Source organism: Sphingomonas degradans (assembly GCF_053502645.1).
This window is the reverse complement of the sequence record NZ_CP177172.1, coordinates 2,119,761-2,144,013: the sequence shown is the minus strand read 5'-3', so window position 1 is coordinate 2,144,013 and position 24,253 is coordinate 2,119,761. Positions and strand designations below refer to the sequence as shown.

Below are 24,253 nucleotides of genomic sequence, written 5' to 3'. Positions count from 1 at the left end.
GGGACCACGCGCAGCGTGGTGGAGGGGTAGTCGCGGCAGGCGACTCGTTCGAATGCGGAAGCGGCGCCGCCCGTGGAGACTACCCCTCCACCGCTGCGCGGTCCCCCTCCCCCTCCGGGGGAGGATTGCGGGGCGCTCATATCACCCAGCTCCCGGCGGTCGGGTCGGCGGGCTTCAGCGTCAGGTCGGCGCGGACCGTGGGGCCGAGCGCGCGGATGCGATCCTTGATATGGCCCGGGCGGGGGCCTTCGGGCGTGTCGATCGCGTCGATGACATAGGGAACGTTGACGCGCAGCGCCGCTTCCTCTTCGCGGGCGATCATTTCGCCCTGTTCGCCGACGTCCACGGCATCCTCGACATGGCGCGACCAGCCTTCGCCGGTCCACCAGGTGACGTCGCCGGTGGCAAGATCGTTTCCGGTCAGCAGCTTCACGCCATCGCCTCCGCCGCCTGTGCCCAGCGGGCGAGCTTGTCCTCTGCATCGGCGAGCTGGACGACTTCGCCGATGACGATAACCGCGGGGCTCTTCACCCGTTCGCGCTCGACCATCGGGCCGAGATCGGCAAGCAGCGTGCGCAGCGCGCGGTGACCGTCGAGCGTGCCGCGTTCCAGCACCGCCACCGGCATGTCCGGCGCCACGCCGTCGGCCATCAGCTTGTCCGAGATCTGGGCGCAACTGGCCACGCCCATATAGATCACAAGCGTGCGCCCCTTGCCGGCGAGGCCGGACCAGTCCTGCTCGCTCAGCCCCTTGCACTGGCCCGCGACGAAGCTGACCGCGCTGGACCAGTCGCGATGGGTGAGCGGCAGCATCGCCTCGGCAGCGGCGCCGAGCGCGGCGGAGATGCCGGGAATGACTTCGACCGGCAGCCCGGCGGCGCGGACCGCCTCCACCTCTTCGCCACCGCGGCCGAAGATGAACGGATCGCCGCCCTTCAACCGCACGACGATCGCGCCGGTCCGCACATGGGCGATGATGAGCGCGTTGATCGCTTCCTGCGGCAGGGTGTGCCGGGCGCGTTGCTTGGCGACCGAGATGCGGTGCGCCTGCGGCGCCATGTCGAGCACGCGCGGATCGACCAGCCCGTCATGGACGAGGACGTCGGCCTGGGCGAGCGCCTCGACGGCGCGAACGGTGAGCAGGCCGGGATCGCCCGGACCGGCTCCGACAAGGATGACGCGGCCACGCGCGCCGGGATCGAGAAGGCTAGCCATGACAGGCGAGATGCGCCCGGGCCCCTTCGGCTTCAACCGACGCTTGCTTTGCCGGGGCTTAGCGAAACTATTGCATAGCCATGGAGTGGGGGAATGCCCGCCGCCGGTGGCAAGACCGGCGGCGGGAAAGAGGAGCCGTCGGGGGACGGGGGCTAGTCGAACAGCTCCTCAAGGAAAGACTTCCGCTTCTTGTGCGGATACCCGTGGCGGCCATAGTGGCGGGGTGCGTCGTCGTAGCGCGGTTCCGCCGGCCGGACGGGTTGGGGCGAGGGGGTGGCAGTGGCGGTGCTACGCTCGAGGATCTTGTCGAGTTCCCCGCGATCGAGCCAAACGCCGCGACAATCGGGGCAATAGTCGATTTCGATTCCCTGCCGCTCCATCGGCGTCAGCTTGGTGCCATCGACCGGGCAGGTGAAACTTCCGTGGGGCATGGGGTGGTCCTCAATGTGGTTCAGGGCTTTTGGGAAGCCCTGAACCTGAGATCTATTGGGCGATTTTAGCCCTAAGCGATTGTCATGCAGGGTCCGGCATGTGACGGAACAGGCGATCCTTTACCGCGAGTCGTTCCTTCTTCAACTGCGCGAGTCGTTCGCGGTCGGGCAGCCGGCGCGTGACTTCCTTGCGGATTTCGCGGTCGAGCGCGCGGTGGGCGGCGATCAGGCGTTTGAGTAGAGGGTTCATGTCTGGCTCCAAATCGATAGGTTGTATCGATCGAGCGTGCCGGGAGAGGTGGGGCGTATCGACAGCCGTACCTGCACCGAGCTTGCTCGATGCGGTCCGACATCACGGGGCTTCGGAAGAAGCCGCCGCCAGAGGGGCCCGGTCCCGCAGCCCCTATTTAGGGCAGACGAGACCGCGCTTCAAGAGGCGAGCGATCAGGCGTCGCGCAGGCCGAGACCGATCGAGGCGCGGGCCTGGTCGGCCTCCGAGCTTACCACCGGATAGGCGCAGTAATCGGCGGCGTAATAGGCGCTGGGGCGGTGATTGCCCGACCAGCCCACCCCGCCAAAGGGCGCGGCGGACGACGCGCCGTTGGTTGGCCGGTTCCAGTTGACGATGCCCGCGCGGATATTGGCCCAGAACTGGTCGTACAGCCGGGGGTCCTGGCTCACGAGGCTGGCGGACAGGCCATAGCGGGTGTTGTTCGCCTCCGCGATCGCTTCCTCGAAGGTCTCGACGCGGAAGACCTGGAGGATCGGGCCGAACAGCTCGACGTCAACCTTTTCCGTGGCTTGCGTCATGTCGATGATGCCGGGTGTGAGGAATGGGCGCCCCTCGATCGGGCGTTCCATGTGCCGTATCGGGCGCCCGCCGAGCGTCAGCAGCGCGACGAAACTCTCGGTCAGCATGTCGGCGGTATCGTTATCGATCACCGGACCCATGAAGGGCGCCGGATCGGCATGGGGCTCGCCGATGATGAGTCGTCCGACCAGCTTGTTCACTTCGGCCATCAGCGGGTCGTACAGCTTCTGGTCGACGATCAGCCGCCGCGCCGCCGTGCAGCGCTGGCCCGCCGTGGTGAAGGCCGATTGGACGACCAGCACCGCCGCCGAATAGAGATCGGGGGTGGACCAGACGACGATCGGATTGTTGCCGCCCATCTCCAGCGCCAGGATCTTTTCCGGCCGCGTCGCGAACTGGCGATTGAGCGCGATGCCGGTGTTGGCGGAGCCGGTGAAGAGCAGCCCGTCGATGTCGGGATGCCCGGCCAGCGCCTTGCCCTCTGCCGGGCCGCCGATCAGCAGGCGGATACAGCCTTCGGGAATGCCGGCGGCGCGATAGCAATCGACCAGGAACGCGCCCGATGCGGGCGTCTTTTCCGAAGGCTTGAAAATCACGGCGTTGCCCGCGAGCAGCGCGGGGACGATGTGCCCGTTGGGCAGATGCACCGGAAAGTTGTACGGCCCGAGCACCGCGAGCACGCCATGCGGCTTGTGCCGCAGCGCCAGCCGCGTGTTCATCGGCGCATCGATCCGGCGCTGGCCGGTGCGCTCCGAATAGCTGGTGATCGAGATATCGACCTTCGAGATCACGGTCTCGATCTCGGTTCGGGCTTCCCAGATCGGCTTGCCGGTTTCGCGCGCCAACAGGTCGGTAAAGGCATCGGCCTTTTGCCGGACGACATTGGCGAAGCGGCGCAGCGCTTCGATCCGATAGGCGAGCGGACGCGCGGCCCATTCGGCCCAGCTTGCGCGGGCGATGGCGACTTCAGCATCGGCGTCACCGATCGCGTGGCGCCAGAGGATCGCCCCGGTCGCGGGCTCGGTGGAGATGATTTCCTGTCCCGGCATTATGATCTTTTTACACTTCCCGGATGATGGACGTGCTCTTGCACGAAATGGGGAAGGGTTGCCAACCCCTCAGGCAAGCGCTTCGCCCATGCGGCGGATTTCGGCGACCTTGGCATAGAGCGGCGCCCAGTCGTCGCGCTCGGCGATCGGCGCCCACAGTGCCTCGACTTCGTCGATCAGCATCGCGCAGGGGTTGGCATCGGACCAATAGGGATGGTCGCGGGATGAGCGCGGGGCATAGCCGCCAAGCTGCTGGCGCAGCGCGTCGAATTCCGGGCCATAGTCGGCGGGCAATTGGCCGCCGAACGTATCGAAATAGAAGCGGTCCAACGACATAGCGGTCGCTGCCAGCGTGTGCTGAAGCGTCTGGACCAGCGCGGTGTCGCGTTCCTCGCCCTGGGGCACCACGCCCAGCCGCCACAGCATCGCCGCGCGCAGTTCGTCGTGGAACGCTGCGGGAAAGCCATCCAGCGCAGCGACCAGCGGCGCTTCCTCGGCGATCAGCCGCAGCGAACTGGCAAGCTGCATCACGTCCCAGTAGATCGCTTCGGGCTGGCGGCCAAAGGCGTAGAGCCCGGACTGGTCGAAATAGGCGGCAGTGAAGCCCGTGTCCCAATGCGGGGCGAAACGCCAGGGGCCGTAATCGAAACTCTCGCCGCTGACGTTGATATTGTCGCTGTTGAGCACGCCGTGGACGAATCCGGCGGCCATGAACCGCGCCGCCATCCGCGCAGTGCGCGCCGCGACATGGCCGAGCAGGCGGGCGGGGGCGTCGTCGCCCGCCGTCTCGCCATAATAGTGGCGCAGGACATAGGCGGTGAGCGCGGCCAGCCCTTCGGTATCCTGCAAATGGGCGAGGCGCTGGAACGTGCCGATGCGGATATGGCCGTGGCTGAGGCGGACGAGCACTGCCGAGCGGGTGGGCGAGGGTTCGTCGCCGCGATGCAGTTCCTCGCCGGTTTCCACCAGCGAGAAGGTGCGCGACGTCTCGACCCCGAGCGCCTCGAGCATTTCGGTGGCGAGGATTTCGCGCACGCCGCCCTTCAGCGTCAGCCGCCCGTCGCCGAAGCGGCTGTGCGGGGTCTGGCCCGATCCCTTGGTGCCCAGGTCCATCAGCCGCCCCTGCACATCGGTCATCTGCGCGAACAGGAAGCCCCGCCCGTCGCCGATTTCGGGATTGTACACGCGGAACTGGTGCCCGTGATAGCGCAGCGCGAGCGGCGCGGGCAGGCTGCCGGGCAAGGGCGCGAACTGCGCGAAATGGGCGAGCCACTGGTCGTCCGACAGCGACTCCAGCCCGACCTCGGCCGCCGCGCGGTCGTTGCGGTAGCGCAGGATCGTCTGGGGGAAGCGCGCTGGCTGCACGCGATCGTAGAAGGCGTCGCCGAGTTCGAGGATCGCCTGTTGCGGAGTGAAGTCCATACGGCGATATGGGGGGCGATGGCCGAGCGACGCAACTATAGCGATGGATATTGGTGGTCCAAGGACGGATTGCGGCTGCATTACCGCGATTATGCCGGGCCATCGGAGCGTCCGCCGATCCTGTGCCTGCCGGGGCTGACTCGCAACGCGCGCGATTATGACGCGCTGGCGCGCCGGCTGGCGGGCGAATGGCGCGTGCTGTGCCTGGAATTTCGCGGGCGGGGCGAGAGCGCCTATGCCAAGGACCCGATGACCTATGTTCCGCTGGTGTATCTGCAGGACGTGCAGGCGCTGCTGGCGGAACAGGGCATAGCGCGGTTCGTGGCGATCGGCACCTCGCTGGGCGGGATCGTATCGATGCTGGTCGCCGCGACCGATCGCGAACGGCTGGCCGGCGTGGTGCTGAACGATGTCGGGCCGGAACTGAACCCCGCCGGGCTGGCGCGCATCCGCACCTATGTGGGCAAGGCGATCTGGCACCCCACCTGGATGCACGCCGCGCGCGCGCTGGCCGAGAGCACGGGCGACGTCTATCCCGACTATGGGATCGAGGACTGGCTGGCGATGGCCAAGCGGCTGTACCGCGTGAACAGCTCTGGCCGGATCGTGCTGGATTACGACATGAAGATCGCCGAGCCGTTTCGCGTGCCGGGCAATGAGGCGGGGCCGGACATGTGGCCGACGATCGACGCGCTGAAGGACAAGCCGCTGCTGGTCGTGCGCGGCGAGCGATCGGACATATTGCGCGCCGATACCGCCGACCAGATGATCGCGCGCGTGCCGGGCGCCGAACTGGTGACCGTGCCCGGCGTGGGCCACGCCCCGACGCTGGACGAGCCCGATGCGGTGGCCGGGATCGCGCGGCTGCTGGCGCGGGTGGCGTAGCGGGCGCGTTGCTCGCCCGGCGCGTTGTCCCGGAAAAATCCGAGAAAAATCCCGTCTCTGGAGCCGGTTGGCGTATCGAGCGTTTCGCTGTCCGAACGACCGTTCGTTCGAGGAACAGGGAGAGAGAAATGAAGCATCTGACGTTCGTGCTGCCGGCGATTGCAATGCTCGCGGCCTGCAATTCGCAGCCCACCGTCAAGGCCGAGAACGCCTCTGTCGCGGATGTGGCGGCGGCGACCAAGGATGCCGTGAAGCTGGAGCCCGGCAAATGGGAAACGTCGATGCAGGTCCTGTCGGTCGAGGGGCCCGGCCTCCCGCCCCAGATGGCCGAGCAGATGAAGAGTGCGAAGATGCAGAAGGTCGAGACCTGCCTGACCAAGGAACAGGCCGACCAGCCGCCGCAGGACATGTTCGGCGCGGCGAAGAACTGCACCTATGAGAAGTTCGAGATGGGCGGCGGCAAGCTGGAGGGCATGCTGGTGTGCAAGGACATGCCGGGCATGCCCAAGGCCAACATGCGCGCGACGATGTCGGGCAATTTCGCCAGCACCAGTTACGACCTGACCAGCGAATCCACGATGACCATGCCGGCAATGCCCGGCGGTCCCGCCGGTGGCGGCACCGTGACGACCAAGACGAAGATCGCCGGCAAGCGGATCGGTACCTGCGACGCGCCGAAGAGCTGATCGATCGGCAGGGGGCCCGTGCCGTCGCGCGGCATGGGCCTCCTCCACGTTCGGGATGACGCGGGCCCAATCGCTCGCTAGACGCGGGAGGCCATGCCGATCCACATCCTGCACCTCCACTCCACTTTCGACCTGGGCGGCAAGGAAGCCCGTGCCGTCCGGCTGATGAATGCGTTCGGCGACAAGGCGCGGCACACGATCGTGTCGGCGATGCCCGAGAACCTTGGCGCGCGCGAATACATCGCCAAGGGCATCCAGTACGAAATCGCGCAGAACCCGCCGCCGCTTTCGGGGCGCCCTTCGACGTCTCGCTATGAGGCGATCGCGAAGTTCATGCGGCGCTTCGATCTGGTGCTCACCTATAACTGGGGCGCGATCGACGGGGTGATGGCGGCGCGCGTGTTCGGCAAGGACATGCCGCCGATCGTCCACCACGAGGATGGCTTCAACTCCGACGAGGCGGAACGGCTGAGCCCGATGCGCAACATGTATCGCCGCATCGCGCTGCCCGCCGCCAATGCGCTGGTGGTGCCGAGCCAGGTGCTGGAGCGCGTGGCGCTGAAGCACTGGCGCCAGCCGCCCGAGCGTATCCACCGCATCGCCAATGGCGTGCCGACCGCGCTGTACGCGCAGAAACCCGATGTGCGGCTGATCCCCCAGCTGGCGAAGCGGCGCGAGGGCGAGGTGTTCATCGGATGCGTCGCGGGCCTGCGCCCGGTCAAGAACCTGCCGATGCTGGTGCGGGCGTGCGCGGGAGTGAATGCGCGGTTCAAGCTGGTGATCCTGGGCGAAGGGCCCGAGCGACAGAACATCCTGGACGCCGCCGAGGCGATGGCGATCGAGGATCAGGTGATCCTGCCCGGATTCCTGCCCGAGCCGCATCGCTATATGGGGCTGTTCGACATTTTCGCGATGTCGTCGAAGAGCGAACAGGCGCCGATTTCGGTGATCGAGGCGATGGCGGCGGGGCTGCCGGTGGTTTCAACGCGGGTGGGCGACGTGCCGATCATGGTGTCGTCCGAGAACGAGCCGTTCCTGGCGCCCCGGCACAACGAAGTCGACCTGCGCGACCGGATCGACACGCTGGCGCGGCACCCGGATTCGCGGCGCTATATCGGCGAACAGAACCGCCTGCGCGCGCGCGCGTTGTTCGACGAGACACAGATGATCGCGGCCTATGCGCGGCTCTATGGTCAGGCGATGGGGCGTCCTGACGCACTGCAATAACGAATGGCACTCGCTTGTTGCGCCGGTTCGGTCTAGGTCGGCGCGGATTTTTCAGCTGGAGGTAGCGTGTTCAAGGGTCTTACGCCCATCAACTATAACGGCCGTGAAGTCTGGCCGCTGGTGGAGGGAGGAAAGGGCGTCGCCGCCACCAACCACGCCAGCGCCGGCGCATGGGCCGCTGCGGGCGGTATCGGCACGGTTTCGGCGGTGAATGCCGACAGCTATGACGCGGACGGCAAGATCATCCCGCAAATCTATCGCGCGCTGACGCGGCGCGAGCGGCATGAGGAACTGATCGAATACGCAATCGAAGGCGCGGTCGAACAGGTGAAGCGCGCGCACGACATTGCCGGTGGCAAGGGCGCGATCAACATCAACGTGCTGTGGGAAATGGGCGGTGCGCAGCGCGTGCTGCACGGCGTGCTGGAACGGACGCGCGGCATGGTGGCGGGCGTCACCTGTGGCGCGGGGATGCCGTACAAGCTGAGCGAGATCGCCGCGTCGTACAATGTTCATTACCTGCCGATCGTCAGCTCGGGCCGGGCATTCCGCGCGCTGTGGAAGCGCGCCTATTCCAAGGCTTCGGAATGGCTGGGCGCCGTGGTCTATGAAGACCCGTGGCTGGCCGGCGGACACAACGGCCTGTCCAATGCCGAGGACCCGCTGGTCCCGCAGGACCCGTATCCGCGCGTCCGCGAGCTGCGCGCGACGATGCGTGAGGGCGGGATTTCGGACGAAGTGCCGATCGTGATGGCGGGCGGCGTGTGGTTCCTGCGCGACTGGAGCGACTGGATCGACAATCCCGAGCTGGGCAAGATCGCCTTCCAGTTCGGCACGCGACCGCTGCTCACCAAGGAAAGCCCGATTCCAGAGGCGTGGAAGAACGCGCTGATGACGCTGGAGGAAGGCGACATCCTGCTCCACCGCTTCTCGCCGACCGGATTCTATTCGTCGGCGGTGCGCAATCCGTTCCTGCGCCACCTGGAAGCGCGCTCGGAGCGCCAGATCCCCTATTCGACCGAAGCGGCGGGGGACCACACGTTTCAGCTCGACGTGGGGGTCAAGGGCAAGAACTTCTGGGTGACGCGCAACGACCTGTTGCGCGCGCGCGAATGGTTCGGGCTGGGCTTCACCAGCGCGCTCAAGACGCCGGACAACACGCTGGTGTTCGTGACGCCGGAAGACCAGCAGGTCATCCGTAAGGACCAGGCCGACTGCATGGGCTGCCTCAGCCAGTGCCAGTTCTCGTCCTGGGCCGACACCGAGACCAATTCCACGGGGCGGCTGGCCGATCCGCGCAGCTTCTGCATCCAGAAGACGTTGCAGGACATCGCCCATGGCGGGCCGGTGGACCAGAACCTGATGTTCGCAGGGCACGGCGCGTACAACTTCAAACGCGATCCGTTCTATTCGAACGGTTTCGTGCCGACGGTGAAGCAGCTGGTGGATCGTATCCTGACGGGGGATTAAACGGTTGTTCCTCCCGCGAAAGTGGGGGCGCATATGGCCGTTGGGCAGCATAAATTCCGTCATCCCGGCGCAGGCCGGGATCCATTTTCCGATCCGCTGCGCGAAAAAGCGCAGGCGGAGCACCGAATGGATCCTGACTTTCGTCAGGATGACGGCGTATTTTTCATGCCATCGCGCGGTGCGGAAGCGCGTCGCCTGTGACCCTGGGCCCCTGCGTTCGCAGGGGAGCGGGGGCCTTTAGAGCCAGCCTTCCAGTACCTGGTCCAGCGGGCGATGGCCGTCGGACCAGGTACGGATGCTGGCGATGACTTTCATCCCCGTCGCCTCGCGCGCCTCGAAGGTGGCGGAGGCGAGGTGGGGGAGGAGGGTTACGTTCTGGAGCGGGAACAGCCGGGGATCGACGGCGGGTTCGCCGACATAGACGTCGAGCCCCGCGCCGGCGATGCGGCCTGTCTCCAGCGCCACCACCAACGCCTCCGGATCGACGATCTCGCCGCGCGCGGTGTTGATGAGCCAGCCTTCGGGCCCGAGCAGGTCGAGGCGGCGGGCGTCGACCAGCCCGGCAGTAGCGGCGGTGTGCGGCGTGTGGATCGTCAGTATGTCGACCGCCGCCAGCATCGCATCGAGATCGGCGTGGAACGTCGCGCCAAGCTGCGCCTCCAGCACTTCAGCCACGCGGTGGCGGGCGTGATAATGGATTTGCAGCCCGAACGCCCGCGCCCGCGCCGCCACGGCCTGGCCGATGCGGCCCATGCCGAGGATGCCCAGCTTGCGCCCGCCGATGCGGTGCCCGCGCATGCCGGTGGGGCTCCAGCCGGTCCAATCGCCGGAGCGGACCAGCTTGTCCCCCTCGACCAGCCGGCGCGGCGTGGCGAGGATCAGCGCCATCGCCATGTCGGCGGTGTCTTCGGTCAGCACGCCGGGCGTGTTGGTGACCAGGATGCCGCGTGCGCGCGCCGCCGCAAGGTCGATATGGCCCACCCCGGCGCCGTAATTGGCGATCAGGCGCAGCCGGTCCGGCGCGCCACGGATCAGGTCGCCGTCGATGCGATCGGTGACGGTGGGGACCAGCACGTCGCAATCGGCCATCGCCGCCGACAGCGCATCGCGATCCATGGGCACGTCGCCGCGATTGGGCACTGCATCGAACAGTTCGGCCATGCGCGCCTCGACGCGGTCGGGAAGCGCGCGCGTGACGGACACGCGCGGGCGGGCGGGGCGGTTCGCAGGCTCCATGCGCCTGGATTGACCCCCGACGCGGCGGCAGTCAACGCGCTTGTCGCGCGGGCGCCGCGTGCGCTAGGGCTGGAGCGGTTCTTACAAGGGGTTTGCATGCGTTTCTGGGGTTGGCTCTTGCTGGGCGGAGCAGCGCTGTCGCTGGGCGTGCCCGCGTGGGCGCAGCGCAAGGCGCCCTATTTCGCGTCGATCAACGCGGAAAAGGCACGGATGCGCACCGGGCCCGGGCGCAACTATCCGGCAAGCTGGCTGTATCGGCGCAAGGATCTGCCGGTCCGCGTGATCGGCGAGTATAATGAGTGGCGCAAGGTCGAGGACCCCGACGGCACCCAGGGGTGGATGCTGCGCAACCTGCTGGATGACAAGCGCAGCGCGATCGTGACCGGCGCGGTCACCGAACTCCGCGCCGCACCGCGCTTCAACGCCCCGATCAACTGGCGCGCGGCGCCGGGGGTGGTCGGGCGTATCAGCCGATGCGCCGACGGCTGGTGCTGGTTCGACGTGCGCGGACGCGGCGGCTATGTCGAGCAGTCGCACATCTGGGGGACGGAGCCGGGCGAGGTGGTGCGGTAGGGTTTCGGGGAAGAAGAAGAAGGCCCTCACCCAACCCTCTCCCGCTTGCGGGAGAGGGCTATTGCGGGCGGCAGGGGATTCCTTTCAAACCCCTCTCCCGCATGCGGGAGAGGGAGGGGCCCGCCGCGTAGCGGTGGGAGGGTGAGGGCCCGGCTCTCAGTCCAGCAATTCCACCGCCATCGCCGTCGCTTCGCCGCCGCCGATGCACAGCGAGGCGAGGCCGCGCTTCTGGCCCGTGGTCTCCAGCGCCGAGAGCAACGTCGTGAGGATGCGCGCGCCGCTGGCGCCGATCGGGTGGCCCAGCGCGCAGGCGCCGCCATGGATGTTGAGCACCGAATGATCGATACCCATTTCCTTCATCGCGATCATCGCGACGCAGGCAAAGGCCTCGTTCACTTCGAACAGGTCGACATCGGCGGTGGTCCAGCCGGCCTTCTCCAGCGCCTTGTGCATCGCGAACACGGGCGCGGTGGTGAAGCGCGCGGGGGCATGGGCGTGGCCGGCATGCGATACGATGCGGGCGATGGGCGTCAGGCCCAGCTTCTCGGCGACCGACAGCCGCGTCATCACCAGCGCAGCGGCGCCATCCGAGATCGAGGCGGCGGAGGCGGCCGTGATCGTGCCGCCGAACGCGCCCTTCAGCGTCGGGATCTTGGCCACGTCGCCGCGCGAGGGCTGTTCGTCCACCGTCACCGTCGTCACGCCCTTGCGCCCCGGCACCTCGACCGGGACGATCTCGCGATCGAACGCGCCGCTGGCCTGTGCGCGCTGAGCGCGTTCGAGCGAGGCGATGGCGAAGGCGTCCTGTGCCGCGCGGCTGAACTGATATTCCTGTGCCACTTCCTCGGCAAAGACGCCCATCAGCTTGCCGGGTTCATAGGCATCCTCGAGCCCGTCGAGATACATGTGATCCTTGAGCACATCATGCCCGATCCGCGCGCCGCCGCGATGGCGAAGCGACAGGTAGGGGGCGTTGGTCATGCTCTCCATGCCGCCGGCGATCAGCAGGTCGGCAGAGCCCGCGGCCAGCGCATCGGCGGCCATGATCGCGGCCTGCATCCCCGATCCGCACATCTTGTTGACGGTCGTCGCCTCGATATGGTCGGGCAGCCCGGCCTTGAGCGCCGCCTGGCGCGCGGGCGCCTGGCCCAGCCCGGCGGGGAGGACGCAGCCCATATAGATACGCTCGATCGCATTGCCCTTGAGCCCCGCGCGCTCGACGGCGGCGCCCACGGCGGTGGCGGCCAGCTCGGTCGCGGTCGCGCCGGTCAGCACGCCCTGGAAACTGCCCATCGGGGTGCGGGCATAGGATGCGATGACGATGGCATCGGCGGACATAAAGGCTCCTCTCGTTGGTTGGTCGCGATCTAGGCGTTCGGGGGACGGTTTGCAAAAGCCGGGAGCCCCCGCCAAAGACAGGGGCATGCATGGCGATCGTCGACATACTGAAATGGTCCGCGTCCATCAGCGGAATCATCGCGTGCTTCATGGTATCGCTCGACCTCGGGCGGCGGGTGACCGGATGGGGCTTCGCGCTGTTCGTGGGATCGAGCATCTGCTGGATCACCGGCGCGCTGATGACCGGCGACGAGCCGCTATGGACGCAGAACCTGGTGCTGTTCTGCATCAACCTGTTCGGGGTGTATCGCTATCTGATCCGCAAGCGCGCGCCCCGTGGGGATGAGTGACGGCGGCTATTGGGCACTCGCGCTGGGCGGGCTGGGGCTGATTTTCGGCAGCTTCATCGCGACGCTGGCGTTGCGCTGGCCACAGAGGCGGTCGGTGGCGCGCGGGCGATCGGCATGCGACGGGTGCGGCAGGGCGTTGCGCGCGCACGAGCTGGTGCCGGTGCTGAGCTATATCCTGCAGCGCGGACGGTGCCGGGCGTGCGGGGCGCGGATCGCGCCGTCGCATCTGGTGGTCGAGTTGCTTGCCGGGGCGGTGGGCATGAGCGCCGGGTTTGCCGCGCCGGGGATCGAGGGCGTGTGGGGCGCGGTGTTCGGCTGGTTGCTGCTGACGCTCGCCGCGCTGGACCTGGCGGCGTTCTGGCTGCCCAATGCGCTGACGGCCACGCTGGCGGCGGCGGGGCTGGGGCAGGGGCTGTTCACCGGCTTTCCGCCCGATCTGGTCGAGCGGCTGATCGGCGGCGCGGTGGGGTTCGGGGCGCTGTGGCTGGTCGCCGCGCTGTATCTGCGCACGCGCGGGCGGCGCGGGCTGGGCGGGGGCGACCCCAAGATGCTGGGCGGGATTGGGCTGTGGCTAGGCTGGCAGGCACTGCCGCTGGTGGTGCTGGGGGCGAGCCTGACCGGGCTGGCAGTGGTCGCCGTGCTGGCGCTGCGCGGCACGCGAATCGATGGGCGCATGCGGCTGCCCTTCGGGGTGATGCTGGCCGTTGCCGCCTGGGGCTGCTGGCTGGGTGCCGCTACGGCAGCGCCGCGCGCCGCGCCGGCGCTTTACTTCGCGCCCGATAGCGAGTGACATCGCGCAAAACGGGAGAGGGCGATGCAGGATATACTCGAGCGCCAGCGCGCTGCGTTCATGGCGGAACTGCCGGTGCCGGTCGCGGTACGCAAGGATCGGCTGAAGCGCGCGATCGCGATGATCGCCGACAATGCCGATCGCTTCTGTGACGCACTGAGCGAGGATTTCGGGCATCGCAGCCGCGAGCAATCGATGATCGCGGACATCGCCGCGTCGATCGCCCCGCTGCGCCACGCCATCCGCCATGTCGATCGCTGGGCGCGGCGCGAGCGCAAGCCGGTGCTGTTTCCGCTGGGGCTGCTCGGCGCGCGGGCGTGGGTTGAGTATCAGCCCAAGGGCGTGGTGGGCGTGATCGCGCCGTGGAATTTTCCGGTGAACCTGGTGATGGGGCCTCTGGCGGGCGCCTTTGCCGCTGGCAACCGCGCGATGGTGAAGACCAGCGAATACACGCCCTGTGTCGCCGCATTGTTCGAGGAACTGTGCCCGGCCTATTTCGCGCCCGAGGAACTGGCGTTCGTCAGCGGCGGGGCAGAGGCGGGCAAGGCGTTTGCCGCGCTGCCCTTCGATCACATGCTGTTCACGGGCGCTACGGGGATCGGGCGGCACATCCTGCACGCCGCCGCCGACAATCTGACGCCGGTGACGCTGGAACTGGGTGGCAAGTCTCCGGTGGTGGTGGGGCGTTCGGCAGACGTGGCGACGGTCACCGAGCGGGTGGCGATGGGCAAGATGCTGAACGCGGGGCAGGTGTGCCTCGCGCCCGATTACCTGCTTGTGCCGGCGGAAAAGGAGGCAGAGGTCGTCGCCGGGCTCGTGGATGCGGCGTCGCGCATGTACCCGAGCGTGCTGGCGAACCCGGACTATACCGCGATCATCAACGACCGGCATTACCAGCGGCTTGCCGGGTGGATCGACGATGCCCGCGCGCGCGGCGCCGAGGTGATCGTGGTCAATCCGGCGAACGAGGACTTCACGACCGCCAATTCGCGCAAGATGCCGCTCCACATCATCCGCAACGCGACCGATGACATGACCGTGATGCAGGAGGAAATCTTCGGCCCGATCCTGCCGGTGCGCAGCTATCATCACATCGACGGCGCGATCGGCGAAGTGAACCGGCGCGACCGGCCGCTGGCGCTATACTATTTCGGGCGCGATGCCGGCGAGCGGCGGCAGGTGCTGGACCGCACGATTTCCGGTGGCGTGACGCTGGACGATGTGATCTTCCACGTCAGCCAGGAGGAACTGCCCTTTGGCGGGATCGGGCCGTCGGGGATGGGTGCCTATCACGGCGAAGTCGGGTTCCGCACGTTCAGCCATGCGCGCGCGGTGTTCCGCCAGTCGCGACTCGATGTCGGCAAGCTGTCGGGGATGAAGCCGCCCTATGGGGACGCGACTCGCAAGACCATCCGGCGCCAGCTGGGCTGAAGGCAAAAAAAAGGGGCCGCCCGAAGGCGACCCTTTGAAAGGTTTAGGAGAGGATGCCTGAAAGGCCCGTTCCTTGTGCATCGCAGCGGCCTATGCCGCAAGTGCGTAATGATACCGCTACCATTGCAAAATCTGCAACTGGGCAGCGTTGTCAGTTGCAGTGGGCGGTGGGTAGTTGCAACGGTTACGGCATGCATAACTCTGTTTTGAAGCTCGACGACTTCCTCCCCTATCGCCTGTCGATCGCCAGCAACGCGGTGTCGGACGCGGTTGCGACGTCCTATCGCACTCTGTTCGGGCTGCGCATTCCCGAATGGCGGCTGGTGGCCGTGCTCGCCGAGGGTGGGGCGATGAGCCAGCAGGCGCTGTGCGGACGCACCCGGATGGACAAGGTAACGGTCAGCCGCGCCGCGATCGCGCTGGCCGAGCGCGGGCTGATCGCACGTACCGCCAATCCCGGCGACCAGCGATCGCATCTGCTGACGCTCTCTGCCGAGGGTGAGACGCTCTATGCCCAGGTCGCGCCGCAGGCGATTGCGCTGGAGCGGCGGATGTTCGCCGATTTCACGCCCGATGAACGCGCCCAGCTGCGCGCGATGCTCGACCGTGTCGAACGCGCGGCGGGCGCACTGGAAGACGGCTTGCCTAGCGCCGCCCGGTTGGCTTAATCGTCATGCGCCCTCCCCAGGCGACGTAGGAACGAGCCTGTAGGAGGAATACCATGTCCGCTTTCGTCGATCGTGCCGGCCTGAAGGTCGCCGATGTCCTTGCCCGCTTTGTCGAGGGGCAGGTGTTGCCGGGGCTGGAGATCGACGCGGCGGGGTTCTGGCGGAGTGCGGCGGCGCTGCTCGCGCGCCTCGCGCCGGAAAACCGTGCGCTGCTGGCCCGGCGCGACGCGTTGCAGGTGCAGATCGACGCATGGTGCGAAGCCGATCCTGTCCGCGCGACCGAACCCGCTGCGCAGGAGGCGTTCCTGCGCGAAATCGGCTATCTGGTGCCCGAGCCGGCGCCTTTCACGATCACGACCGAGGGCGTCGATGACGAGATCGCCCGCATGGCGGGGCCGCAGCTGGTGGTGCCGGTGCTCAACGCGCGGTTCGTGCTCAATGCGGCCAATGCGCGCTGGGGGAGCCTGTACGATGCGCTGTATGGGACCGACGCACTGCCGGGCGCGGCGGAGCCCGGCGGATATGACGCGACGCGCGGCGCGGCGGTGATCGCGGCGGCCAAGGCGTTTCTGGACGAGGCGGTGCCGCTGGAGGGCATGCGCTGGGCCGATTTCACGCACGGCACGCTTCCGCTCGCCGATGCGGCGCAGTTTGTCGGGCATCGTGGCGACTCGCTGCTGTTCCGCCATCACGGGCTGCACATCGAAGTGGTGATCGACCGCGCGCACCCGATCGGGCGCACCGATCCCGCAGGCATTGCCGACGTGCTGCTCGAATCCGCGCTGACGGCGATCGTAGACCTGGAGGATTCGGTAGCCGCCGTCGATGCGGACGACAAGGTCGCGGCCTATGCCAATTGGCTGGGGCTGATGCGCGGCGATCTGGAGGAGCGCTTCACCAAGGGCGGCGCGGACGTCACGCGGCGGCTGGAGGCGGATCGGACCTATCAGATACCGGGCGCGGGCGAGCTGGCGCTGAAAGGGCGGTCGCTGCTGTTCGTGCGCAATGTCGGGCATCTGATGACCAGCCCGGCGGTGTTGCTGGAGGACGGGCAACAGGCGCCCGAGGGGATATTGGACGCGATTTTCACCAGCCTGATCGCGCTGTACGACGTGCGCGGGCTGGGCCGGTTCCGCAACAGCACCAATGGCGCGATCTATATCGTCAAGCCCAAGATGCACGGGCCTGAGGAATGCGGCTTTACCAACCGGCTGTTCGACGCGGTTGAGGACCTGCTGCAACTGCCCCGCCACACGATCAAGGTGGGCGTGATGGACGAGGAGCGGCGCACTTCGGCCAATCTGGCGGCGTGCATTGATGCCGTGAAGGACCGGATCGTGTTCATCAACACCGGCTTTCTCGACCGGACGGGGGACGAGATCCACACCAGCATGCGCGCCGGGCCGATGGTGCCCAAGGGGGAGATGAAGGCGTCGGCGTGGATCGCGGCCTATGAGGACCGCAATGTCCGCATCGGGCTGGCGTGTGGGCTTTCGGGGCGGGCGCAGATCGGCAAGGGCATGTGGGCCGCGCCCGATCGGATGGCGGACATGCTCGCGCAAAAGATCGCGCATCCGCAATCGGGCGCGAACACGGCATGGGTGCCGTCGCCGACTGCGGCCACGCTGCATGCGACGCACTATCACCGCGTCGACGTGTTCGCCCGCCAGCGGGAGATAGCGGGCGAGGCCGTGCCGGGGCTGGCGCCGCTGCTGACGATTCCCGTCGCGACCGGGCGCAACTGGAGCGCGGCAGAGATCGCGCAGGAGCTGGACAATAATGCGCAGGGCATATTGGGCTATGTCGTGCGCTGGATCGACCAGGGCGTGGGCTGTTCCAAGGTGCCGGACATTCACGACGTGGGGCTGATGGAGGATCGCGCGACTCTGCGCATATCGTCGCAGCATCTGGCGAACTGGCTGTTGCACGGGGTTGCAAGCGCGGCGGAGGTCGAGGCGGCGCTGCGGCGCATGGCGGCGAAGGTGGACGCGCAGAATGCGGGCGACCCGCTGTATCGGCCGATGGCGCCCGATCCCGATGCCAGCCTGGCGTTCCAGGCGGCGCGGGCTTTGGTGTTCGAAGGCGTGGCCCAGCCCAATGGTTATACCGAGCCGTTGCTCCATCGTTTTCGTGCCCGTGCGAAGAAGTTGTCCGGCAATGCGACGGACCGTCGGCATTTGATTTGAACCCAAAAGCTGCTTTGGTCGTTACGCTAGAGAGAGGGCCGGGTGTTAACGGTCCGCCAAGGAGGCGTGTGAGCAAAGGGGCAAGGGCGGCGTGGGTCGCCGCTTTGGCGGGAACCGGGTTCCTGCCGGGCGTGGCATATGCGCAGATTTCCAATCCATCGCCGGGGCAGGGTGCGCCGGCGAGCGCCTCTGCGCCTGTTGCGAACGAAGCCGAGCCGATGGACGAGCAGGAGCCGATCGTCTCCGACGAAGCGTTCCAGGCCGCGCTGCCCAAGCTGAGCGACGACATCAACGCCCCGCTGGAGCCGATCAAGGGGTTCACGCCACCGGCATCGGCGCCCGCGACCACCGCGACGACAACGCCCAATGCCGCGCAGCAGCCCCAGGCCGTGGCGAACGCGATCGAGGACTTTCCACCGCCCGCCGCCGAATCGCCCGAGTTTGCCGAGCCGCTTCAGCCGCTGGCCGAGTTCAAGGTCGAGCCGGTTACGATCAAGGGCATCGATGACGCCAAGGTCGCGACGATCCGCTACACCACCCATGTCGAAGGCCTCGACAAGCTTCGCCTCGACGATGAGTTTCGCAGCCTGTCCGCGCTGGAGCAGGGCGAGGGCAAGGCGGCCAACGCTACCATGGTCGCCGCCCGCGCGCGCGAGGACGAGGGGCTGGCGGTGCGGCTGATGCAATCGATGGGCTATTACGACGCCACCGCCGTATCGACCATCGAGCAGGTGCCGAAGGGGTCAGGCACGGTCCGCGCGACGATCGTCGCGACGCCGGGCAAGGTCTATCGTCTGGGCACGGTGACGATCCTGAGCGACCCGACGATACCCGAGGGGCTGGTCGACCGCGAACTCAACCTGAACCCCGGCGACCCGATCCAGGCGGCGCGGGTGCAGGCGGCGGAGGCCAATGTCAGCCTTAGGCTGCCGCAGGAGGGCTATCCCTTCATCACGCTGGGCGACCGCGACATCCTGTTGGACGAGGATACCAATTTCGGCGACTATACGCTGCCCGTGAACCTGGGGCCGCGCGCCAGCTTTGGCCAGGTGGTGACCGAGGGGCGCCGGCAGGTGTTCGACGTCGATCACATCAACGTCTTCCGCCGCTACAAGCCCGGCCAGATCTATGACAGTCGCGCCGTGGACGATCTGCGCGATGCGCTCATCGCGACCAGCCTGTTCTCCACCGTGTCGGTCGAGCCCGTGCGCACGGGCAAGCCGGGGCCGGACGGGACCGAGATCGTCGACCTGCGCGTACGCCAGACGGCCGGGCGGCAGCGGACGCTGGCGGGCGAACTGGGCTACAGCACCGGGCAGGGCATCCGGCTGGAAGGGAGCTGGACGCACCGCAACCTGTTCCCGCCCGAAGGCGCGCTGATCGCGACCGGGGTGCTGGGCACGCAGGAACAGGGCGTGACCGGCACGTTCCGCCGATCCAATGCCGGCCAGCGCGACCGCACGTTCCAGGTCGCCGCAGGCGTCAACCACAGCGACTATACTGCGTATGAATCCTACACCGGCACGCTGTCGATCCGCTGGTCGCGCGATTCCACCCCGGTGTGGCAGAAGCACTGGACCTATTTCTACGGCGCCGAACTGGTGGGCTCGAACGAGGACCGGTACAATTTCAACATCGGTAAGCGCGATCGCGGCACCTGGCTGATCGCGGCGCTGCCCGGCTATGTCGGCTATGACATTTCGGACAATCTGCTCAATCCGACGCGCGGTTTCCGGCTCAAGGCGAATGTAAGCCCCGAAACGTCGGTGCGCGGCACGGTGCGCCCCTATGCGCGGATCATGCTGGAGGGCACGGGCTATGTCCCCGTCACGCGCAACATCGTGATTGCCGGGCGGGCGCGGGTGGGATCGATTCCCGGCATTGCGCGCGACGATCTGCCCCCCTCGCGGCGGTACTATGCCGGCGGTGGCGGGTCGGTGCGCGGCTTTGGCTATCAGGAGCTGGGGCCGCGTTCGCCCGACGGCAAGCCGGTGGGGGGCCGCAGCCTCAACGAGTTCGCGATCGAGGCGCGGTATCGGTTCGGCAATCTGGGCATCGTGCCGTTCCTGGATGCCGGGCAAGTCTATGAGGGGCTGTACCCGACCGCGCAGAACCTGCGCTTCGGCGCGGGCATCGGCGGCCGGATCTACACCAATTTCGGCCCGCTGCGCGTCGATGTGGCAACCCCGATCGCGCGCAAGCCAGGAGAATCCAAGATCGCTCTCTATGTCTCGATCGGGCAGGCCTTCTGATGGCCTCCGACGCACCCGAAGTGGCTGAAATAGAGGACGAAGCCGTCGTTGTCCGCACGCCCATGTGGCGGCGCGTTGCGCGGGGCGTGGGGATCGTGCTGGGCGTGCTGGTGCTCCTTGCGGGGATCGTCGCGCTGGGGCTGAACACCCAGCCGGGCCGCGATCTGGTGGCGCAGCAGATCAACAAGCTGACGCTGGCGTCGGGGCTCAATTTCCGGGTGCGGCGAATCGAGGGATCGCTGTTCGGCAAGATGGTGCTGCGCGATGTCGAAGTGCGGGACACCAAGGGCGTGTTTGCCGCATCGCCTGAGATTGCGGTGGACTGGCGGCCCTTCGCCTATATGAACAACCATATCGACGTGCGCAGCGCGACCAGCCCGCTGATCCGGCTGGCACGGCTGCCCGAGCTGAAGCCGGTGGCGAGCGATCCCAACGCGCCGCTCCTGCCGGACATCGACATCGACGTGGCAAAGCTGTCGGTCGCGCGGATCGAGATTGCGCCGGCGGTGAGCGGGCAGCAGCATATCGCCCGGCTGGAGGGCAGTGCGCACCTGTCCGGCGGGCGGGCACAGATCGTGGCGAATGGCGCGACCATCAGCGCGCCCGGCGTGGCCGGGGGCGACCGGCTGGCACTGCGCATCGATGCGGTGCCGGATCGCAACATGCTCGACATCGACTTGAAGCTCGACGCCCCAGCGAAGGGGCTGGTGACGGGCCTCGCGAAGCTGGACGCGCCGCTGGGTGTCACTGTCGCTGGCAAGGGCAATTGGAAACAATGGGACGGCCGCGCGGCGGCGACGCTGGGCGGATCGTCGCTGGCGGACCTGGTGCTCACCGCAACCGACGGGCGCTTTCAGTTGCGCGGGCCGACGCATCCGGGGCTCTACCTGAAGGGCCCCGTCGAGCGGCTGACCACGCCGCAGCTGGACGTCGCGCTCGACATGCGCTGGCAGAACCGCACGGCGGACGCCACGCTCAAGATAAAGTCCGACGCGCTGGCTGCCGAGGCGACGGGGCTGGTCGATCTGGGCAACAATCGCTTTGGCAATCTTCGCGTGAACGCCGTTCTGCTACGCCCGGGGTCGATCGCGCCCAACGTGAATGGCCGTGCCGTGCGCGCCGCGCTGGCGCTGGACGGGCCGTTCGCGACGCCGGTGGTGGACTACAAGCTACAGGCTGCCGCGCTGGGCTTTGGCGAAACGGTGGCCGAGCAGCTCTATGCCGAGGGACGCGCACGGATCGATTCGAACCGCATCCTGGTCCCGATCCGGGCAAAGGCGCGGCGGGTGACCGGGCTCAACGCCGCCGCCGGTGGACTGGTGACCAACCTGACGCTCCAGGGCGATCTGGCGATTTCGGGCGACCAGATCCTGTCCGATAATCTGCGGCTGCGCTCCGATCGGGTGGACGCCACGGCGATCATCGCCGCCGACATGAGCAGCGGGCGCTATACCGGCGCGCTGAAGGGGCGGATCAACGATTACGCGATCAACGGCGTCGGCGTGGTCAACCTCAAGACCGACGCACAGCTCTTCACCGCGCCGGGCGGTGGCTGGGGCATTCGCGGGCAGGTGGGCGTGGAGACACGGCGCATCACGAACGAAGGCGCGCGCGATTTCCTGGGCGGCAATGCCGTGGCGTCGGCGCGCGTTACGCTGGACCCCAAGGGTGTGGTGATCGTCAACGACCTGAAGATGCGCGCGCCGCAATTCCGCATCCTGCGCGGGTCGGGCCGTTATGATCCTGCCGGGCCGATCCTGGTCAATGCCGATGCCGTATCGACGCGCTATGGCCCGCTCACCGCGCGGGTGACGGGTACGCTCAATGCGCCCGAAGTGCTGCTGAAGGCGGCAAAGCCGGGGCTGGGCGTCGGGCTGGTCAACCTGGAGGCCCGAGTGCGCGGGCGGGGCGATGCCTATGCCGTCACGGCCACAGGCGGGACGGACTATGGCCCGTTCAACGCCGATGTCGTGGTGCGCACCGGCGCGTTGATGGCGGTGGACATCACGCGCGCGCGCTTTGCCGGCATGGATATCGACGGCGCGCTGACGCAGACGCGACAGGGGCCGTTCGCCGGACAGGTGCGGTTCCAGGGATCGGGTGTGACCGGCACGGCGGTGCTGGCGGCCCAGGGCGACCTGCAGCGCGCCGATGTGGATGCGACGGCGGCGAATGCGACGATCCCCGGCAATGCGGGGCTCACGATCGGGCGCGCGCTGGTGAAGGCCAGCATCGTGCTGGAGGACACGCCCCAGATCGTCGCCGACGCGCAGGTCGCGAACCTGCGCAGCGGGCAGTTCGTGCTAAAGACTGCGCGGGCCAAGATCGACTACAAGGGCGGCAACGGCACGGCGCAGCTGGTCGCCAGCGGCTCGTCCGGCGTGGCGTTCGATCTCGCCGCCAACGCTCGGCTGACACCGACCGAATGGCTGGTGGCGTTGCAGGGGCAGGGCAGCGGCATTCGTTTCCACACGGTCAACCCCGCCCGCATCGCGCTGCGCGACGGGACCTATCACTTGCTGCCCACCCAGCTGGATTTCGACAAGGGCAGCATGCGGCTGGCGGGCAGCTATGGTGCGGGCATGGCGCTGCAGGCGCGGCTCGACAGCCTCGACCTGTCGGTCGTCAACGGCTTCACCACCGGGCTGGGCCTGGGTGGCACCGCGAGCGGCAGCATCGATTTCGCGCAGGCCAGTGCCGATGCGTTCCCCAGCGCCGATGCGCGGCTGAACATCGACCAGTTCACGCGATCGAGCCTGGCGACCGTGTCGACCCCGGTGGACGTGGCGTTTGTCGGCAAGCTGTTGCCCGATGGCGGCGATGCGCGGGCGCTTATCAAGCGCGGCACAACGACGATCGGCCGTGTCGTGGCGACGCTGCGCCCGTTGAGCGCGGGTGCGGGAAGCTGGACCGAGCGGTTGCTGGGCGCGCCGCTTTCCGGCGGCATCCGGTATAACGGGCCGGCGGCGGTGCCCTTCTCGCTGGTGGGCCTGTCCAACCAGCATCTGAGCGGACCGATCGGCATCGCAGCCGATTTCTCCGGCCGGGTGCGCAATCCGTCGCTGACCGGCGTCGTGCGCGGCGAGAACCTGAACTATGGCAACGAGACGTTCGGCACGCAGTTGACGGCGATGAAGATCGACGGGCGGTTCTCCGACGACGAGTTCATCCTGAACCAGATGACGGCGCGCGCAGGCGAGGGCACCGTGACCGCGCAAGGGCGGCTGGGCCTGTCGGCGGATGCGGGCTATCCGATCAACATCGACGCCAGCTTCGACAATGCACGGCTGGCGCGGAGCGACGCGCTGGGCGCGACCGCGACGGGCAAGATCAGCGTGGTCAAATCGCTGACCGAGGCGAAGATCGAGGGCGACCTGACCATCCCCGAGGCGCGGTACGAGATCATCCGCCAGGGTGCCGCGGAAGTGCCCGAGCTGATCGGAATCCGCCGCCGCAGCCAGGTGGTGAAGGACGCCCAGGGCGGCGCGGCCAAGCCGGCACGACCGGCGGGCATTTTCGACCTGAACCTGCGGCTGCGCGCCAACAACCGGTTGTTCGTATCGGGCATGGGGCTCGAATCCGAATGGAGCGCGCGGCTCGTCGTTGGCGGTACCACCGCCGCCCCGGTGGTGCGCGGGAACATGGAGATCGTGCGCGGGACGTACAGCTTTGCCAGCCGGCGGTTCGAGGTTTCGCGCGGCACGATCCGGTTCCAGGGCGCGGCGCTGTCCAACCCGACGATCGACATCTCGGCCAACACCACGGCGGAGGGGATCACCGCGATCCTGACCGTGTCGGGCACGGCGCAGGCGCCGCAGATCGCGTTCTCGTCCTCGCCGACGCTGCCGCAGGAGGAAGTGCTGTCGCGGCTGTTCTTTGGCACCAACGTGACCAACCTGTCGGCGACCGAGGCGATCCAGCTGGCGGCTGCGGTCAATTCGCTGCGCGGCAGCGGCGGCGGGCTCAATCCGCTGGGGCAGCTCAAGTCCGCCACCGGCATCGACCGGCTGCGCGTGCTGGGCGCGGACGATACGACCGGGCGGGGCACGTCGCTCGCGGCGGGCAAGTACATCACCGATGACATCTATATTGAGATCATCACCGATGCCCGCGGCTTCACTGCGACCCAGCTGGAGATTTCGCTCACGCGCGCGCTCAGCCTCTTGTCGCAGACCGGATCGTTCGGCGGATCGAGCGTGAGCCTGCGCTATTCGAAGGATTATTGACCGCAGC

The 24,253-nt window shown here is 67.7% G+C and carries 21 protein-coding genes; 13 read left to right on the top strand and 8 right to left on the bottom strand.

Features of this window, described 5'->3' with window-relative positions; genetic code table 11:
* Positions 1 to 136: 136 nt before the first annotated feature.
* From ACG3SL_RS09530 to ACG3SL_RS09505, 6 genes are all read right to left on the bottom strand, one after another.
* A complete protein-coding gene (locus tag ACG3SL_RS09530) occupies positions 137 to 433 on the bottom strand; it encodes a DUF2849 domain-containing protein (protein ID WP_448664894.1) in 297 nt (98 codons plus the stop codon).
* Positions 430 to 1,215 carry a uroporphyrinogen-III C-methyltransferase gene (gene cobA, locus ACG3SL_RS09525; protein ID WP_448664893.1) on the bottom strand — a complete coding sequence of 262 codons (786 nt, stop codon included), beginning with the start codon at positions 1,213 to 1,215 and terminating at the stop codon, positions 430 to 432. The genes ACG3SL_RS09530 and cobA overlap by 4 nt, the downstream gene beginning before the upstream one ends.
* Before the next feature lie 152 nt (positions 1,216 to 1,367).
* A complete protein-coding gene (locus ACG3SL_RS09520) occupies positions 1,368 to 1,646 on the bottom strand; it encodes a TFIIB-type zinc ribbon-containing protein (RefSeq protein WP_448664892.1) in 279 nt (92 codons plus the stop codon).
* 82 nt (positions 1,647 to 1,728) lie between these two features.
* The gene (locus ACG3SL_RS09515) at positions 1,729 to 1,896 is read right to left on the bottom strand and encodes a YdcH family protein (protein WP_448664891.1); all 168 of its coding nucleotides are present in this window, start codon (positions 1,894 to 1,896) and stop codon (positions 1,729 to 1,731) included.
* A 194-nt stretch (positions 1,897 to 2,090) separates the two neighbouring features.
* Positions 2,091 to 3,506 carry a succinylglutamate-semialdehyde dehydrogenase gene (gene astD / locus ACG3SL_RS09510; protein WP_448664890.1) on the bottom strand — a complete coding sequence of 472 codons (1,416 nt, stop codon included), beginning with the start codon at positions 3,504 to 3,506 and terminating at the stop codon, positions 2,091 to 2,093.
* A 69-nt stretch (positions 3,507 to 3,575) separates the two neighbouring features.
* Entirely contained in the window at positions 3,576 to 4,928 is a 1,353-nt protein-coding gene (locus ACG3SL_RS09505) for a protein adenylyltransferase SelO family protein (protein WP_448664889.1), read from the bottom strand.
* 18 nt (positions 4,929 to 4,946) lie between these two features.
* On the opposite strand from ACG3SL_RS09505, the gene ACG3SL_RS09500 reads away from it, so the two are divergent.
* From ACG3SL_RS09500 to ACG3SL_RS09480, 5 genes are all read left to right on the top strand, one after another.
* Positions 4,947 to 5,813 carry an alpha/beta fold hydrolase gene (locus ACG3SL_RS09500; RefSeq protein ID WP_448664888.1) on the top strand — a complete coding sequence of 289 codons (867 nt, stop codon included), beginning with the start codon at positions 4,947 to 4,949 and terminating at the stop codon, positions 5,811 to 5,813.
* Positions 5,814 to 5,941: 128 nt separating this feature from the next.
* Entirely contained in the window at positions 5,942 to 6,499 is a 558-nt protein-coding gene (locus tag ACG3SL_RS09495) for a DUF3617 domain-containing protein (protein WP_448664887.1), read from the top strand.
* Between the two features lie 93 nt (positions 6,500 to 6,592).
* Positions 6,593 to 7,726 carry a glycosyltransferase family 4 protein gene (locus ACG3SL_RS09490; protein ID WP_448664886.1) on the top strand — a complete coding sequence of 378 codons (1,134 nt, stop codon included), beginning with the start codon at positions 6,593 to 6,595 and terminating at the stop codon, positions 7,724 to 7,726.
* 66 nt (positions 7,727 to 7,792) lie between these two features.
* Positions 7,793 to 9,196 carry an NAD(P)H-dependent flavin oxidoreductase gene (locus tag ACG3SL_RS09485; RefSeq protein WP_448664885.1) on the top strand — a complete coding sequence of 468 codons (1,404 nt, stop codon included), beginning with the start codon at positions 7,793 to 7,795 and terminating at the stop codon, positions 9,194 to 9,196.
* A 33-nt stretch (positions 9,197 to 9,229) separates the two neighbouring features.
* A complete protein-coding gene (locus ACG3SL_RS09480) occupies positions 9,230 to 9,397 on the top strand; it encodes a hypothetical protein (RefSeq protein WP_448664884.1) in 168 nt (55 codons plus the stop codon).
* Positions 9,398 to 9,433: 36 nt separating this feature from the next.
* On the opposite strand, the gene ACG3SL_RS09475 is transcribed toward ACG3SL_RS09480, so the two are convergent.
* Positions 9,434 to 10,432: a 2-hydroxyacid dehydrogenase gene (locus tag ACG3SL_RS09475; RefSeq protein WP_448664883.1), complete on the bottom strand. Its 999-nt coding sequence runs from the start codon at positions 10,430 to 10,432 to the stop codon at positions 9,434 to 9,436.
* Between the two features lie 96 nt (positions 10,433 to 10,528).
* Between ACG3SL_RS09475 and ACG3SL_RS09470 the strand changes: the two genes are divergently transcribed.
* A complete protein-coding gene (locus tag ACG3SL_RS09470; RefSeq protein WP_448664882.1) occupies positions 10,529 to 11,005 on the top strand; it encodes an SH3 domain-containing protein in 477 nt (158 codons plus the stop codon).
* A 156-nt stretch (positions 11,006 to 11,161) separates the two neighbouring features.
* Here ACG3SL_RS09470 and ACG3SL_RS09465 read toward each other — a convergent pair whose 3' ends face one another.
* Positions 11,162 to 12,343 (bottom strand): acetyl-CoA C-acyltransferase, encoded by a 1,182-nt coding sequence (locus tag ACG3SL_RS09465; RefSeq protein WP_448664881.1) that lies wholly within the window; start codon positions 12,341 to 12,343, stop codon positions 11,162 to 11,164.
* A gap of 89 nt (positions 12,344 to 12,432) precedes the next feature.
* Between ACG3SL_RS09465 and ACG3SL_RS09460 the strand changes: the two genes are divergently transcribed.
* From ACG3SL_RS09460 to ACG3SL_RS09430, 7 genes are all read left to right on the top strand, one after another.
* Positions 12,433 to 12,693 carry a hypothetical protein gene (locus ACG3SL_RS09460; protein ID WP_448664880.1) on the top strand — a complete coding sequence of 87 codons (261 nt, stop codon included), beginning with the start codon at positions 12,433 to 12,435 and terminating at the stop codon, positions 12,691 to 12,693.
* Positions 12,686 to 13,483 (top strand): prepilin peptidase, encoded by a 798-nt coding sequence (locus ACG3SL_RS09455; RefSeq protein ID WP_448665104.1) that lies wholly within the window; start codon positions 12,686 to 12,688, stop codon positions 13,481 to 13,483. The genes ACG3SL_RS09460 and ACG3SL_RS09455 overlap by 8 nt, the downstream gene beginning before the upstream one ends.
* Positions 13,484 to 13,507: 24 nt before the next feature.
* The gene (locus ACG3SL_RS09450) at positions 13,508 to 14,914 is read left to right on the top strand and encodes a coniferyl aldehyde dehydrogenase (RefSeq protein WP_448664879.1); all 1,407 of its coding nucleotides are present in this window, start codon (positions 13,508 to 13,510) and stop codon (positions 14,912 to 14,914) included.
* Positions 14,915 to 15,105: 191 nt separating this feature from the next.
* The gene (locus ACG3SL_RS09445) at positions 15,106 to 15,582 is read left to right on the top strand and encodes a MarR family winged helix-turn-helix transcriptional regulator (protein WP_448664878.1); all 477 of its coding nucleotides are present in this window, start codon (positions 15,106 to 15,108) and stop codon (positions 15,580 to 15,582) included.
* Positions 15,583 to 15,635: 53 nt separating this feature from the next.
* A complete protein-coding gene (locus ACG3SL_RS09440; protein WP_448664877.1) occupies positions 15,636 to 17,768 on the top strand; it encodes a malate synthase G in 2,133 nt (710 codons plus the stop codon).
* Positions 17,769 to 17,836: 68 nt separating this feature from the next.
* Entirely contained in the window at positions 17,837 to 20,020 is a 2,184-nt protein-coding gene (locus ACG3SL_RS09435; protein WP_448664876.1) for an autotransporter assembly complex protein TamA, read from the top strand.
* Positions 20,020 to 24,246, top strand: a complete 4,227-nt coding sequence (locus ACG3SL_RS09430; protein WP_448664875.1) for a translocation/assembly module TamB domain-containing protein — start codon at positions 20,020 to 20,022, stop codon at positions 24,244 to 24,246. Before ACG3SL_RS09435 ends, ACG3SL_RS09430 begins: the two co-directional genes overlap by 1 nt.
* Positions 24,247 to 24,253 lie beyond the last annotated feature (7 nt).